The sequence below is a fragment of the Agromyces sp. P2_B3 genome (genome assembly GCF_056404815.1).
Genome location: NZ_JBFUDH010000005.1, coordinates 174,336 through 187,948, shown reverse-complemented (window position 1 = coordinate 187,948; position 13,613 = coordinate 174,336). Strand labels below are relative to the sequence as shown.

Genomic DNA, 13,613 nt, shown 5'->3' with positions numbered 1-13,613 from the left:
GGGTCAGTCCGGATCCGCCGCCACCCGCAGCACGACCTTGCCACGCACGTGCCCGCCCTCGAGCAGCCGGTGCGCCTCGGCGCCCTCGGCGAGCGGCAGCTCGCGGTCGACGTGCACGCGCACGGAGCCGTCGTCGATGAGCCGCGTGATCACCGCCAGCGTGCGCGCGTCGGGCGACACCGAGTAGCCGGTGGCACGGATGCCGCGGCCGGCCGCCTCGTCGGCCATGGTCGGCCACGACCCGGTGGGCACGTTCACGACGAGCCCGTGGGGGCGCAGCACGTCGAGCGACCGCGTGCCGGTGTCATCGGCGACGTTGCCGATGAGGTCGATGACGACGTCCTGCTCGGAGGCGACCTGCTCGAACCGTTCCGAGGTGTAGTCGATGACGTGGCGGGCGCCGAGCGACCGCACGAAGTCCACATTGCGGGCCGAGCAGGTCGCCGTGACCTCCGCGCCGAAGTAGGCCGCGAGCTGCACGGCGAAGTGCCCGACGCCGCCGGATGCCGCGTGCACCAGCATCCGCTGCCCCTCATGTGCGCGCGCCGTGTCGATCACCGCGCCCCAGGCCGTGAGGGCGGCGAGCGGCACCGCGGCCGCCTCGGCGAAGCCCAGCGATGCTGGCATCGGAGCGACGCTCAGCGACGACACGGCGATGTACTCGGCGTAGCTGCCCCCGAGCCGCGGCACGCGGCCCATGCCGTAGACGCGGTCGCCGGGCTGCAGCGGGTGCGCCGCGTACGGCACCGCTTCGACCACCCCGGCGAAGTCGTTGCCGAGCACGGCGGGATACGAACCGATCGCCGCGGCGACTCCGCGGCCCGCCCGGGTCTTCGCGTCGATGGGGTTCACGCCGGCCGCCACCACGCGCACGACGACCTCGTCGCTCACGCGGGTGGGCCGCGGCACCTCCGCGAGGTGCAGCTCGTCGGCCTCCCCGGTGCGATCGATCACGAGCGCCTGCATCGTCTCCGCCATCGCCACTTCCTCCCCGTCGGCATCCCCACGCACCACTATGCTGCACACTGTGCGCCGCGGGGCCGACGGATGCGGCGGGGACGGGGAATTCCGTGAGGCGACTGTTCGGGGTGCTGCGGCTGTTGGCGGCCGCGGGGATCATCGTGGCGATCGTGGGCCAGTTCGCGCAGAGCTGGTCGATGGTGAGCGATCGGCTCGCCTTCGTCGTGAACTTCTTCAGCTTCTTCACGATCCTCTCGAACGCCCTCTCGGCGATCGTGCTGCTCGTGGGCGCCTGGTACGCCTTCGCCCGGCGCGTCGACCCGGCGGCCTACAACCTGGTGCGCGCGTGCGTCGTGACCTACATGGCCACGACGTTCGTCGTCTACAACCTGCTCCTCCGCGAGATCTCGCTCGACCAGGCCACGACGGTGCCGTGGTCGAACGAGATCCTGCACGTGTGGGCGCCGCTCTACCTCATCGCCGACTGGGTGCTCGCGCCCGGACGCCGCCGCGTCGAGTGGCGGCGGCTCTGGACCATCGCGATCTTCCCCATCGCCTGGGCGGTCTACTCGATGATCCGGGGCGCGATCGTCGGCTGGTACCCCTATCCGTTCCTGGACCCGGCGCAGCAGGCGGGCTACGGCGGCGTGGCCGTGTACGTCATCGCCATCGCGGCGTTCATCCTGCTGGTCGGCGCGGGCATCATCGCCCTGAGCCGCACGCCATGGCCGCATGAACCCGACGAGCCCACGGACGAGCCCACGGCCGCCGCACCGTCGGGGCGTCACGGCGAACGCGAAGGCGTCACCTCCGCCTGAGCCGGGCCCAGGCCGGCAGGCTCAGTCGCGCTGCAGCCAGCGGGCCACGCGCTCGCGGAGCACGCTCGTCTGCTGGGCCTGGCCGTCGTCGCGGGCGGGCACGAGCTCGAGCATGGTGTGCAGGCCGCCGGCCCAGCGCTCGGCGATGCCGAAGGGATGCACCGGGTCTCGGGGGGCGCCGACCACGAGCGAACGGATGCCGCGTGCCGTCAGCTCCTCGAGCTCGGCGTCGTCGGCGAACGCCCGGTTGCGCGGGATCTCGACGAGGCGCATGGCCCGGCGTGCGGCATCCGGTGCCTGGAACTGGGCGAGCAGCGCCCGGCCGCCGGCGGGGGTGGCCGAGGCGATCTCCCGGTAGATCGCCCGCTCCTGGAACTCGTCGGCGCCGGCCGGACCCGCATCGGCGAGGATCTGCCCGATCACGGGGAAGGGCCGCAGGTTGTCGGGCAGTGAGCGGTCGTCGAAGGCGGGCCGCACGAACACCGCACGGCGCACGGGCAGCAGGCCGAGCAGCGCGATGCGCAGGGCGAGCGCCGCACCCATCGAGATGCCGATGAGCGTGACGGCGTCATCGGGGTCGCCATGCCCGGCGTGGGCCTCGACGAGCGACGCCGGCACCTGCTCGCAGACCTCGGCGGCGAGCCGGTCGAGATGGAAGTCGCCGGGTTCCCCGACCGCGAGGAACCCGCCGTGGGCCCGCACGTCGGGAGCGACGATCAGCTCGTCGGGCCCGGAGACCGCCTGCACGACGGGTTCGAAGATGCCGAGCGGCTGCCGGCGGTCGGACCCGAGCCCGTGCAGGAGGACGGTCGTCACGCCAACGCACCCGGACGATAGACGGAACGCGCCGGGTCGTCGGGCCGCAGGGCGAGGAGCAGCTCTTCGGCGAGGCGCACGAGGATCGCGATCTGGTCGTCGTCGCGATCGACCCAGCAGCACCGCGGCTCGTCGGCGACGGGAACGAAGTCGTCGTGCTGCTCCCACACGACGAGGGTGCGCTCGGCGCCGAGCACGTACTGCTGCCACCACACCTGGCGCAGGTAGCCGCGCGGCACGCCCCGCCACGGCCGCGAGGTCGTCTTGATCTCGCACAGCTCGGGGGTGCCGTCGGCGGTGACCCGCAGCCCGTCGGGCGTGGCGAGATGACGGCGGTCGGATGCCGCGTGGAACAGCAGCGACGACGGCTCGATGCCGTGCGTGCTGCGCACCCACTCGGCGATCACGGGCTCGCGTTCGCGTCCGTGGTCGGTGAAGCGGCTGCCGCCGAAGCGGCCCCGGCTGCCGTGGAGCTTCTCCCACGCGGCGGAGCGCACCGCCGCGCGCGACGAGAGCTTCGCGGCATCCGTCGCCGTCACGCCCTGGGAGCGGGCCCGGAGCCACGCGACCCGGTCGCTCGCGTCGGCGACGATGCGCTGCTCGTGCGCATGCCGCACGGGCGGCGGGGGGAGGCGGACCGCCGTCGCCGTGCCCTCGAGGTCGAAGAGGGCGAACGGGGTGTCGGGCACCTCCCGAGCGTACCGCGCACCGACCCCGCTCGGCCGGTGGCGCGGCGCGTCGCGGCGCGGTGGGTGACGGTGCGCGGCCATAGCATCGGGACCATGCCCTCAGCCCGCAGGCCACCCGCCGCGAGGCCCGGCGCCGCGCGCGTTCGTGCCGCCGGCCCCGCGCCCGCTCGCCCCGACCGCGACCGCTCCCGTCCGCTGCCCGCGTCGCTGAGCTGGACGGTGCTCGTCGTGTTCGCGAGCGGGCTCGCGCTGGCGGTCGCCGCATCCGCGCTGTCGTGGTGGCTCGCCGCCTGGTACGCGGGGGTGAGCGTCGTGGCGTTCGCGGTGTACGGCGCCGACAAGTCCGCCGCGCGCCGGTCGGCCCCGAGGGTGTCCGAGCGCACGCTGCTCGCGCTCGGGCTCGTCGGTGGCTGGCCCGGCGCGCTCGTCGCGCAGCAGGTGTTCCGGCACAAGACGCGCAAGCGCACGTTCCGGCGGGCGTTCTGGGCGACGGTGGTGTGCAACGTCGTCGCACTGGGGCTGCTCATCGCCTGGCTCGCCGGCGGACCCGCGCTGCTGGGTGCCGGCTACTCGGGGATGCTCCAGTAGTACGCGACGCCGTGCGGATGCTGCTCGGTGATCGACCATTCGACGGAGCGGTTCCACGTGGCATCCGTGTGCCCCGCGTACTCGAGGTCGATCGAGCCGTCGTCCTCGGTCACGACCGCCGTGATGACACCGGTGTGGTCGCGATCGCCCGAGTCGTCCCAGTCGAACTGCACGATGTCGCCGACCTTCACCTGGTCGCGCTGGTCGTCGGTGAGCGGCGTCGCCCGCTCGGGATGCCGCAGGAGATAGTCCCTGAGCATGGTGGAGCTGATCCAGGCGCCCGATGAGGCATACGCGTCGCCGCCCTCGTCGTACCACCACTCGTCATCGGTGGCCCAGCCGCGGGCGAGGAGGGTCTGGCTGGTGAAGTTCACGCAGTCGTTCTCGTCGATCACGCCGAAGCGCTCGGCGTCGGGGTCGTCCCAGTGCGCGTAGGCGTACTCGAGCTGGGCTGCGACCGACGGGCTGAGGCCCGACGTGTCGAGGGCGGGCACGCCGGATGCCGCGGAGTCCTGCGGCCCGACGGCCCACGCGATCGTGGCGCCGCCCGTGACGAGCACCGCCACGGCGACGGCCGCCACGACGGCACGGCGTCGGCGGAACACGCGGGTCTGTTCGGGAGTCGGCATCCCTTCGAGCGTAGGCAGGCGTCGCTGCTCATCCGGTCGGCCGCGCCGGGCGTCGCTACTCCGCGATGCTCCAGTACGTCGCGGAGCCGCCGGGGTGCAGCACGGTGATCGCGTAGTCGACCGAGCGGTCCCACGTGGCATCCGTGTGCCCGGCGTAGGCGATGGCGATCGTGCCGTCGCTGCGGGGGATGACCGCCGTGACGATGCCGGTGTGATCGCGGTCGCCCGAACCGTCCCAGTCGAACTGCACGATGTCGCCCGGCTTCACCTGGTCGCGCTGGTCGTCGCTGAGCTCGGTGGCGAGCTCGGGATGCTCCTCGAGGTAGTCCGTGAGCGCCGTCGAGCTGACCCACGCCGGGGCGCTGGCATACCCGTCGCCGTCGCCCGAGTACCACCACTCGTCGTCCTCGGTGAGGCCGCGGGCGAGCAGCGACTGGCTCGCGAAGTTCGCGCAGTCGTTCTCATCGAGGAAGCCGAACGTCTCGTCCTCCGTCGACTGCCAGTGGTCGCGCACGTACGCGAGCTGCGCCGCCACGGCCGGGCCGTAGGCCGCGAGCGCCTCGTCGGAGTCGTCGACGCCGAGCTGCTCGGCGTTCGGGTCCTCGGCGGAGGAGGGCACCGACTCGGCCCCCGACTCGCCGGGCGGTCGGGAGGCCGTGTTGTCGGCGGCGTCGGGCTGCGAGGTGAGGGCGGTGGCGACGGCGACGCCTCCGGCGAGGAGGCCTCCGGTCACGACGACCGCGGCGGTGGCGAGCAGGAGACGGCGGTTCCGCAGGGCGGATTGGGACGGCTTCGCGAAGTCGGGCATCGTTCTCGACGGTACGGTGTGGTTCCTGTGAACCCCCCGGACGGGGGCCATCCCGGCGTGACCTCAGCGCTCGGTGACCGTGCCGAGCTTGATGTGCAGGCGGCGCTCGGCGCGCTTGGCGACGGCCGAATCATGCGTCACGATCACGAGCGTGAGCCCCCGGTCGCGCCAGAGGCCCTCGAGCAGGTCCATGATCTCGTCGCGGGTCTCCTCGTCCAGGTTGCCGGTGGGCTCGTCGGCGAGGAGCACGTCGGGTTCCTTCACGAGGGCGCGCGCGATCGCGACCCGTTGCTGCTGGCCGCCCGAGAGCTCGCCGGGCATGTGGCCGGCGCGATCGGCGAGCCCGACGGAGGCGAGCGCGTCGACCGCTCGCCTGCGCCGCTCCTCGGCCGGGACGCCGAGCGGCGCGAGCGCCGTCTCGACGTTCTCCTGCGCGGTGAGGGTCGGGATGAGGTTGAAGCCCTGGAAGACGAACCCGATCTCCTTGGCGCGGATGCCGCCGAGCTTGCGGTCGGGCAGGTGCGAGAGCTCCGCGTCGCCGAGGGTGAGGCGCCCCGACGTCGGCCGGTCCAGTGCGCCGAGCATCTGCAGCAGGGTGGACTTGCCGCCGCCGGTCGGGCCCTGGATCGCGACGAGCTGGCCCGACGGGATGGAGAGCGTCACGTCCTGCAGGGCGGTGACGCGGCGCTTGGACTGCGAATAGGTCTTCGAGACGTGCTCGAGCGTGTACATGGGTGGTCCTTCCTGGACGTTGGTGGATCAACGGGACTCGGGGGTGGTGGGGGCGCGCCGAGCGGGGCGGGCTCAGGCGACGCTGCGCAGGGCCTCGGCGGGTCGGAGGCGCGACGCGCGCCAGCCGCCGATCGCGCCGGCCAGGAGTCCGCCGAGCACGGCGAGGCCGATGGCGATCGCGATCACCGAGATGGTCACGGGCGCGTTCAGCACGACCTCCGTCGTGGAGCCCGCGGCATCCGCCAGTCGGTCGCCGAAGGGTCCGGCAGCGCTCGGTCCGCCACCGGCCCCGCCGGCCGTCAGGGCACCGCCGCCGGGCAGGGCACCCGTGGTGGCGCTCCCGCCGAGCGTCGGGGCGATGAGGTTGATCACCCAGATGCCGGCGAGGCCGAGCACGAGGCCGGCCGCCCCGCCGATGAGGCCCTGCACGAGCGACTCGCCGGCCACCTGCCCGACGACACGGTGGTTCGACCAGCCGATGGCCTTCAGCGTGCCGAACTCGCGGGTGCGCCGGGCCACGCCCTGGATCGTGAAGAGGATCGCGATGAGGAACGCGGCGACGAGCACGGCGAGCGAGAGCCACAGCCCGAGGTTCGAGACGAGGGTCGACGCGGTCGCCAGCGAGCCCGACACCGAGGCGGCGAGGTCGGCCTGCGTCGACACGGTCGAGTCGGGGAGCGCCTCCTCGAGGTCGGCCTGCACGTCGGCGATGCGGTCGGACGATTCCGCCTGCACGTAGACGTCGCTGACCTGACCGTCGAGGCCCGAGAGCGACTGGGCCAGGTCGAGCGGGATGTACACGTTCGACGCGGTCGCGGCATCCGCCGACGTGGACGTCACGGTGCCGAGGATCTCGAACTCCGTACCGCCCACGTCGATGGTGTCGCCCACCGCGAGGTCGGCGCTCGTGGCGTACGACGCGTCGAGCACGGCCACGGGCTGTCCGGCGTCGGCCGCCTCGAGCCCGCGCCCGTCGGCGAGTTCCACCGACGACAGCGGGCCGACCGCGGCGGCCGCGGGGTCGATGCCGAGCACCGTGAAGCTGTCCACGTCGAACGCACTGCCGCCGGCCCCGTCGAAGCCCCCGGTCGGCGGCTGCTGGGCGGTCGCGTCGTCGCCTCCGCCGTCGGCGGGCAGCGTGCCCTCGTCGCGGGTCGCGAACTGCGGCATCTCACCCGAGAAGGTCATGTTCGTCAACGACAGGGCAGCGGATGCCGCGGCCACGCCGTCGACCTCGGTCGCCGTCTCCAGCGCCGACGCGTCGAAGGTGGTCGAGCCGAAGCCGGCGGTGAGCCGCGACTGGCTGACCTCGGTGGAATCGCCGGACGCGGTGCCGTCGTCGGCGCCGAACTCGAAGCGCCCGGGGCCGGCGCCCGCCTCGCCCTCGGCGGGCGGAGTGGGCTCCTGCGACACGGTGAGATCGGTGCCGACGCCGTAGACGGACTGCAGCACCGACGCCTGCGCATCGCGCACTCCCGACGCCACGGAGTTCACGATGATGACGAGCGCGATCGCGAGCGCCATGCCGATCGCGACGATCGCGGTCTGCCTGCGCCGCCCGGCGAGCTCGCGCCGGAGGGAGGTGAAGAACATGGGGTCTCCTCTGAGGTCGTGGGGGAGGCCGCCCGGGCAGGACGCCGATCGCGACGCTAGGCAGCCGGGCTATGCGGGGTCACTGGCCCCACGATGAATCGCCTATGCGTCGGCGGCGTCGCGGGGGTCGGCGCCGAGCTGCGGCATCCGCTCATCTGCGTCATAGGGAACGCATAGGCCGAAGCGGATACTGGAGACATGAGCACTGCGCCGACCGCCCAGCACCGCGCCCCGATCACGAAGGGCGACGGCTCGATGGTGCGAGTGCTCGTCGTCGACGACGAGCACTCCCTGACCGAGCTCCTGAAGATGGCCCTGCGCTACGAGGGCTGGGACGTGCGCACCGCCGCCGACGGGTTCAGCGCCGTGAAGGTCGCGCGCGAGTTCCGTCCCGACGCCATCGTGCTCGACATCATGCTCCCCGACATCGACGGGCTCGAGGTGCTGCAGCGCGTGCGCGCCGACGGCACCGAGACGCCCGTGCTCTTCCTCACCGCGAAGGACTCCCTCGACGACCGAATCGCCGGGCTCACCGCCGGCGGCGACGACTACGTCACCAAGCCGTTCAGCCTCGAGGAGGTGGTCGCGCGCCTGCGCGGACTCATCCGGCGCTCGACCCTCACCCTCGCGCAGGCGAAGGACCCCGTGCTCACCGTCGGCGACCTCACCCTCGATGAGGACTCCTACGAGGTCGCCCGCGCCGGCACGCCCATCGAGCTCACCGCCACCGAGTTCGAGCTGCTGCGCTTCCTCATGCGCAACCCCCGCCGGGTGCTCTCGAAGGCGCAGATCCTCGACCGCGTGTGGTCGTACGACTTCGGCGGCAAGGAGTCGGTCGTCGAGCTCTACATCTCCTACCTGCGCAAGAAGATCGACGCCGGCCGCGAGCCGATGATCCACACGGTCCGTGGCGCCGGGTACATGCTCAAGGCCGTCGGATGACCAGGCCCGGCGACCCCGGGCACGCCGCCGCGTCGCGTGAGGAGGCGGCGATCCACGAGACGACGGATGCCCCGCGCCGTCGCTTCACCTGGACGCTGCACCGGCGGCTCCTCGTCATCGTCGCCGGCCTGCTGGTGGCCGTGAGCGCCGTCGTCGGCGTGGTGAGCGTGGCCGTGTTCCACGAGTCGTCGGTCGCGCGCCTCGATGCGAACCTGGCCTCGGCGAGCTCCCGGGCCAACGTCGCCATCGCGGGCCAGCCGCCCGGATTCCCCGGCGACCCCGACGAGGCGCCCGGCCTCGTGCTGAACATCCCGGGTCAGGAGGCCGGCACGCTCGCCGCACTCGTCACCGACGACGGCACGACGCGGGCCGGATACATCACCGAGCGCGGCCGCGTGCTCGACCTGCCGCCGAACATCGCCGACGCGCTCGGCGCGGTGCCGCCCGATGGCGAGCCGCACACCGTCGACGTGCCCCGGTTCGGCGAGTACCGGGCCATCGCCCACACGCAGGAGGAGTGGGGCGAGGTCGCCGTCGTCCTCGCCCTGCCGCTCGCCGAAGTCAACGCCTCGACGATGCAGCTGGCGCTCACCATCGCCATCGTCGCCATCGTCGGCCTCGTGATCGCCCTCGTCATCGGCTCGTCCGTGATCCGCCGGGCGCTCAGCCCCCTCGCCCAGGTCACCGCGACCGCCCAGCGCGTGTCCAACCTGCCGCTCGACCGCGGCGACGTCGCACTCGCCGAGCGTGTCAGGGTCGACGACGAGGGCACCGAGGTCGGCCGGCTCGGCACCGCGTTCAACCGCATGCTCGGGCACGTGGCATCCGCCCTCTCGGCGCGCGAGCAGAGCGAGCAGAAGGTGCGCCGCTTCGTCGCCGACGCGAGCCACGAACTTCGCACGCCGCTCGCCTCGATCCGCGGCTACGCGGAGCTGACGCGCCTGCACGGCGGCGAGCTGCCGCCCGACGTGACGCACGCGATCGGACGCATCGAGTCCGAGTCGGTGCGCATGACCGAGCTCGTCGAGGACCTGCTGCTGCTCGCGCGGCTCGACGAGGGCCGCGAGCTCGCAGCCCGGCCCGTCGACCTCGGCCGCGTCGTGGTCGAGGCGGTCGGCGACGCGCAGGCCGCGGGGCCCGACCACGACTGGGAGGTGCGACTGCCGGATGCCGCGACCGTCGTCGTCGGCGACGAGCCGCGCCTGCGACAGGTCGTCACGAACCTGCTCGCCAACGCCCGGGTGCACACGCCCGACGGCACAAGCGTGGTCGCCTCGCTTGCCCGTGACGGTTCCGACGTGGTGCTCACCGTCGAGGACGACGGACCCGGCATCCCGCCCGAGCTCGTCGACTCGCTCTTCGAACGGTTCGTGAGGGGTGACTCGTCGCGGTCCCGCCGAGCCGGCAGCACGGGGCTCGGGCTGGCGATCGTGCAGGCCGTGGTCGGCGCCCACCACGGCGAGGTGTCGGTCTCGAGCGAGCCCGGCGCCACGCGGTTCACCGTGCGGTTGCCCGCCGCGTCAGCCGAGGAGCCGGCGTCGGCCGACGACGGGCGCGGCCGCGTGCCGGCGGACCAGGCCGACGGGGTGGACGCGGCGGAGCGGTCAGTCGCCGGTCGCTGAGCCCGAGCCCGCCTCGGGTTCACGGTCGGTCGCGTCGGACTCGGCGCCCTCCGGTTCCGCGCCGTCCTCCACCACTTCGCTGCCGAGCCGCCCGAGGAGGGTGGCGAGTGTCTCGACGTCGTCGCCCGACCACGTGCGCAGCCGCGCGTAGAGCCGCTGTTGCATCCGCGAGCCCTTCTGCTCGACGCTCGCGATCGCCTCGTCCGTCGCCTCGATGAAACGCGCTCGTCCGTCGTCGGGGTCGGCGACGACCCGGGCCAGCCCGAGCGACTCGAGGTGCTTCACCTGGCGGCTCACGACGCTCTTGTCGATCTCGAAGACCTCGGCGATCGCGCCGGCGTGCATGCGCCCGCGGCGCACGAGCGCCGACAGGATCTTGTAACCGACGGGCTGGAGGTCGGGGTGCACCGCGGCGGCCGCCTCCTTCCAGACGAGCCGCACCCGGCCGAAGAGTCGGCGGAGCTGCTCCTCGACCGACGCGATCTCGTCGTCGGTGGCCGTGCGGGCGGCACTCGAGGCGGTGTCGGTCATGCGGGTGATCCTATTCGGGTCGAGGGCGCCTGTCGCGACGGGGCGGACATCCTCCGTGGACGAGCGAAGGCCCGCACTCCGGGAGGAGGGCGGGCCTTCGTCGCGTTCGAGGGGCGATCGGGCGAGGGATGTCAGGCGTCGCCGAGGCTCCGCAGCAGGCTCGCGAAGCTCCGCAGCTCCGCCTCGGGGTGGCCGGCGAGCACAGCGCGCAGCCGCTGCTGGTTGCGGTCGCGCACGCCCTGCAGCGCGTCGAGCGCGTTCCGGGTGGCGACGAGCACGCGCACGCGGCCGTCGGTCTCGTCGGGACGCGTCTCGACGAGCCCGAGCTCCTCGAGCATGCGGATCTGGCGGCTCACGACGGACTTGTCCATCTCGAACATCTCGGCCAGCACGTGCGCGTTGGTCGTGCCCAGCCGGGTGATCGCGGAGATGAGCTTGTAGCCGGCCGGCTGCAGGTCGGGATGCACCTGCTCGGCCGACTCCTTCCAGACCGTGCGGATGCGGCCGAACAGCATGCTCAACTGCTCCTCGACGTCGGCGATGGCCTCGTCGGTACGGTCGGGAACCTCGATCGCGAGCGTCATGTCAGCGGGCGGACTCGGAGGAGGTCTTCGCAGCCTTCGCGGCACGCTCGGCCTCGGCGTCCTCCTCGACCATCTGGATGGACGACGTGACGGGCGACCCGATCTCGGCCTCGGCCAGGTCGATCGCGACCTGCTCGAGCTCCTCCTTCAGCTGCTCGGCCGAGGTCTTCGTCGAGAGCGCCTTGTTGGGCAGGAACGCGATCGCGAGGACGCTCAGCACCGCGAGCGGCACGGCGACCCAGAAGACATCGGCGATGCCGTTGCCGTACGCGCTCTCGATGATGACGCGGATGCCGTCGGGCAGCTCGGAGACGTGCGGGATGCCGCCGCCGGCGAGGCCCTTCAGGGCTTCGACGTCTTCGGGCGAGGTGGGGGTGTAGCCCTTCAGGCCCGACGTGATGTGCGTGGTGACCTGGGTGGCCAGGATCGAGCCCATGATCGTCACGCCGATGGTGCCGGCGATCGTGCGGAAGAAGTTCACGTTCGAGCTCGCCGCACCCAGCTGCGAGGCGGGCGTGTCGTTCTGCACGACGAGTGTGAGGTTCTGCATGACCATGCCGAGGCCCGCGCCGAGGACGATCATGTAGACGCTGACCCAGAGGTAGTCGGTGTCGTAGCTGAGCGTCGTCATGAGGTAGCTGCCGGCGACGACGAGCAGCGACCCGAGGAGCATGAAGCGCTTCCACTTGCCGAACTTGCTGATGAGTGCGCCGATGAGGATCGAGGCGCCCATCTGGCCGACGATCATCGGGATCGTCATGAGCCCCGACTCCGTGGGGGTCGCGCCGCGGGCGAGCTGGAAGTACTGGGCCAGGAAGACGCTGGTCGCGAACATGGAGACGCCGATCGCGACCGAGGCGATCACGGCGAGCGTGAAGGTGCGGTTCTTGAAGAGCGTCATCGGCACGATGGGCTCGGGCACGAAGAACTCGGTGATGATGAAGCCGATGATGGCGGCGGCGGAGACGCCGATCATCACGTAGCTGGTCATCGAGTCCCACTCGAACTCGCTGCCGCCGAGTGACACCCAGACGAGCAGCAGCGAGACGCCCACGGCGAGCAGCACGATGCCGAGGTAGTCGATCTTCACCGCGCGCTTCGGCATGGCCGGCAGGTGCAGCGTGCGCGAGATGACGATGAGCGCGATGATCGCGAGCGGCACCGGAAGGAAGAAGTTGGCGCGCCAGCCCCAGGCGTCGGTGATGACGCCGCCGAGCAGCGGACCGCCGATGGTCGCGACGGCCATGATGCCGCCGACGAAGCCCATGTACTTGCCGCGCTCGCGCGGCGAGATGATGACCGCGATGAGGATCATGACGAGCGACATGAGCCCGCCGGCGCCGAGGCCCTGGATCACGCGCACGGCGATGAGGGTCGTGGTGTCCTGGGCGAAGCCCGCGATCGCCGTGCCGACGACGAACAGGCCGATCGCCGCCATGAGCAGCACCTTGCGGTTCACCAGGTCGGCGAGCTTGCCCCAGATCGGGGTCGAGACGGCCATGGCGAGCAGGCTCGCGGTGATGACCCAGGTGTAGGCGGTCTGGTCGCCGCCGAGGTCGGCGATGATGAGCGGCATCGAGGTCGAGACGACCGTGCCGGAGATGACGGCGACGAACATCGCCACGACGAGGCCCGAGATGGCGATGATCACCTCGCGGGGGGTGCGTTGCGCCGGAACGGCCGGAACGGCCCCGGTCGCCGGCTTGTCTGCCACAGAAGTCACGTTGATCCCTTACGTCGTGCGAGGCGCTCCGCCTGGTGAGGCAGGGGCCTGAAAGTTGATATTCAGCAACTATATATAAGTAGTTGTATTTAGTCAACTTTGGACGTGGGTCAACTATTCCCCCGGGCCGCCTTCGGCGCTGCCGACCTCCGCCGGCCACGCCGCGCTCATTCGAGGACGGCCACCGCCTCGATCTCGACGAGCGCGTCGGGCCGGCCGAGGCGCGGCACGATGAGCACGGTGAGAGCGGTCGGGTTCATGCCCCAGACCTTCGCGGATGCGGCGTAGCCCTCGTCGACCGACTCGCCGTCGACGAGGTACACGGCGAGGCGCACCACGTTGGACTGGTCGGCGCCGGCCTCGGCGAGCACGGCGAGCACGTTCTTCAGCGCCTGCTCGGTCTGCGCCCCGAGGCCGCCCTCGATGATGGCCCCCGACGAGTCCGTGGCGTTCTGGCCGCCGACGTACAACAGGTTCGACGCGCCGCGGACGAGGACCCCCTGGCTGAACGCGGGGTTCCGGAACGACGACGCGGGATTCAGGTGAGTGATCTCCATGTCCCCGGTCTACTCCCGGCC

At 72.0% G+C, this 13,613-nt stretch carries 15 protein-coding genes; 4 read left to right on the top strand and 11 right to left on the bottom strand.

What is annotated here, in order from left to right; translation table 11 throughout:
* Window positions 1-3: 3 nt before the first annotated feature.
* Window positions 4-978, bottom strand: coding sequence for an NADP-dependent oxidoreductase (locus AC1DZA_RS10510; protein WP_476772703.1), 975 nt, complete (start codon window positions 976-978; stop codon window positions 4-6).
* A 92-nt stretch (window positions 979-1,070) separates the two neighbouring features.
* Between AC1DZA_RS10510 and AC1DZA_RS10505 the strand changes: the two genes are divergently transcribed.
* Window positions 1,071-1,778: a Pr6Pr family membrane protein gene (locus AC1DZA_RS10505; protein ID WP_476772702.1), complete on the top strand. Its 708-nt coding sequence runs from the start codon at window positions 1,071-1,073 to the stop codon at window positions 1,776-1,778.
* 21 nt (window positions 1,779-1,799) lie between these two features.
* Here the strand turns inward: AC1DZA_RS10505 and AC1DZA_RS10500 are convergent, their stop codons facing one another.
* Entirely contained in the window at window positions 1,800-2,594 is a 795-nt protein-coding gene (locus AC1DZA_RS10500; RefSeq protein WP_476762126.1) for an alpha/beta fold hydrolase, read from the bottom strand.
* Entirely contained in the window at window positions 2,591-3,211 is a 621-nt protein-coding gene (locus tag AC1DZA_RS10495) for a YqaJ viral recombinase family protein (RefSeq protein WP_476772734.1), read from the bottom strand. Before AC1DZA_RS10495 ends, AC1DZA_RS10500 begins: the two co-directional genes overlap by 4 nt.
* A 165-nt stretch (window positions 3,212-3,376) precedes the next feature.
* On the opposite strand from AC1DZA_RS10495, the gene AC1DZA_RS10490 reads away from it, so the two are divergent.
* Window positions 3,377-3,871: a DUF1294 domain-containing protein gene (locus AC1DZA_RS10490; RefSeq protein WP_476772701.1), complete on the top strand. Its 495-nt coding sequence runs from the start codon at window positions 3,377-3,379 to the stop codon at window positions 3,869-3,871.
* Here AC1DZA_RS10490 and AC1DZA_RS10485 read toward each other — a convergent pair.
* The 4 genes from AC1DZA_RS10485 to AC1DZA_RS10470 form a co-directional block, all read right to left on the bottom strand.
* Window positions 3,850-4,500, bottom strand: coding sequence for an amidase domain-containing protein (locus AC1DZA_RS10485; protein WP_476772700.1), 651 nt, complete (start codon window positions 4,498-4,500; stop codon window positions 3,850-3,852). The two genes, AC1DZA_RS10490 and AC1DZA_RS10485, sit on opposite strands and share 22 nt — an antisense overlap.
* Before the next feature lie 55 nt (window positions 4,501-4,555).
* On the bottom strand, window positions 4,556-5,308 hold the full coding sequence (locus AC1DZA_RS10480) for an amidase domain-containing protein (RefSeq protein ID WP_476772699.1): 753 nt from the start codon (window positions 5,306-5,308) through the stop codon (window positions 4,556-4,558).
* A gap of 63 nt (window positions 5,309-5,371) precedes the next feature.
* On the bottom strand, window positions 5,372-6,040 hold the full coding sequence (locus AC1DZA_RS10475) for an ABC transporter ATP-binding protein (RefSeq protein WP_476762872.1): 669 nt from the start codon (window positions 6,038-6,040) through the stop codon (window positions 5,372-5,374).
* Window positions 6,041-6,112: 72 nt separating this feature from the next.
* On the bottom strand, window positions 6,113-7,633 hold the full coding sequence (locus AC1DZA_RS10470) for an ABC transporter permease (RefSeq protein ID WP_476772698.1): 1,521 nt from the start codon (window positions 7,631-7,633) through the stop codon (window positions 6,113-6,115).
* Window positions 7,634-7,831: 198 nt separating this feature from the next.
* On the opposite strand from AC1DZA_RS10470, the gene AC1DZA_RS10465 reads away from it, so the two are divergent.
* Together AC1DZA_RS10465 and AC1DZA_RS10460 are read left to right on the top strand one after the other, a co-directional pair.
* A complete protein-coding gene (locus AC1DZA_RS10465) occupies window positions 7,832-8,575 on the top strand; it encodes a response regulator transcription factor (RefSeq protein WP_309974369.1) in 744 nt (247 codons plus the stop codon).
* Window positions 8,572-10,197 carry a sensor histidine kinase gene (locus AC1DZA_RS10460; protein WP_476772697.1) on the top strand — a complete coding sequence of 542 codons (1,626 nt, stop codon included), beginning with the start codon at window positions 8,572-8,574 and terminating at the stop codon, window positions 10,195-10,197. The genes AC1DZA_RS10465 and AC1DZA_RS10460 overlap by 4 nt, the downstream gene beginning before the upstream one ends.
* Here the strand turns inward: AC1DZA_RS10460 and AC1DZA_RS10455 are convergent.
* From AC1DZA_RS10455 to AC1DZA_RS10440, 4 genes are all read right to left on the bottom strand, one after another.
* Window positions 10,180-10,728 (bottom strand): MarR family winged helix-turn-helix transcriptional regulator, encoded by a 549-nt coding sequence (locus AC1DZA_RS10455; RefSeq protein ID WP_476763974.1) that lies wholly within the window; start codon window positions 10,726-10,728, stop codon window positions 10,180-10,182. The two genes, AC1DZA_RS10460 and AC1DZA_RS10455, sit on opposite strands and share 18 nt — an antisense overlap.
* A gap of 131 nt (window positions 10,729-10,859) precedes the next feature.
* Window positions 10,860-11,312, bottom strand: coding sequence for a MarR family winged helix-turn-helix transcriptional regulator (locus tag AC1DZA_RS10450; protein WP_476772696.1), 453 nt, complete (start codon window positions 11,310-11,312; stop codon window positions 10,860-10,862).
* Between the two features lies 1 nt (window position 11,313).
* Complete coding sequence (locus tag AC1DZA_RS10445) at window positions 11,314-13,026, bottom strand: MDR family MFS transporter (protein WP_476772733.1); 1,713 nt, start codon at window positions 13,024-13,026, stop codon at window positions 11,314-11,316.
* Between the two features lie 176 nt (window positions 13,027-13,202).
* Entirely contained in the window at window positions 13,203-13,592 is a 390-nt protein-coding gene (locus tag AC1DZA_RS10440; protein ID WP_309974359.1) for a RidA family protein, read from the bottom strand.
* Window positions 13,593-13,613: the final 21 nt, after the last annotated feature.

Coding starts and splice junctions, on each gene's coding strand:
- AC1DZA_RS10510 (WP_476772703.1), bottom strand. CDS start 978: ATGGCGGAGACGATGCAGGCGCTCGTGATCGATCGCACCGGGGAGGCC.
- AC1DZA_RS10490 (WP_476772701.1), top strand. CDS start 3,377: ATGCCCTCAGCCCGCAGGCCACCCGCCGCGAGGCCCGGCGCCGCGCGC.
- AC1DZA_RS10485 (WP_476772700.1), bottom strand. CDS start 4,500: ATGCCGACTCCCGAACAGACCCGCGTGTTCCGCCGACGCCGTGCCGTC.
- AC1DZA_RS10480 (WP_476772699.1), bottom strand. CDS start 5,308: ATGCCCGACTTCGCGAAGCCGTCCCAATCCGCCCTGCGGAACCGCCGT.
- AC1DZA_RS10475 (WP_476762872.1), bottom strand. CDS start 6,040: ATGTACACGCTCGAGCACGTCTCGAAGACCTATTCGCAGTCCAAGCGC.
- AC1DZA_RS10470 (WP_476772698.1), bottom strand. CDS start 7,633: ATGTTCTTCACCTCCCTCCGGCGCGAGCTCGCCGGGCGGCGCAGGCAG.
- AC1DZA_RS10465 (WP_309974369.1), top strand. CDS start 7,832: ATGAGCACTGCGCCGACCGCCCAGCACCGCGCCCCGATCACGAAGGGC.
- AC1DZA_RS10460 (WP_476772697.1), top strand. CDS start 8,572: ATGACCAGGCCCGGCGACCCCGGGCACGCCGCCGCGTCGCGTGAGGAG.
- AC1DZA_RS10455 (WP_476763974.1), bottom strand. CDS start 10,728: ATGACCGACACCGCCTCGAGTGCCGCCCGCACGGCCACCGACGACGAG.
- AC1DZA_RS10450 (WP_476772696.1), bottom strand. CDS start 11,312: ATGACGCTCGCGATCGAGGTTCCCGACCGTACCGACGAGGCCATCGCC.
- AC1DZA_RS10440 (WP_309974359.1), bottom strand. CDS start 13,592: ATGGAGATCACTCACCTGAATCCCGCGTCGTCGTTCCGGAACCCCGCG.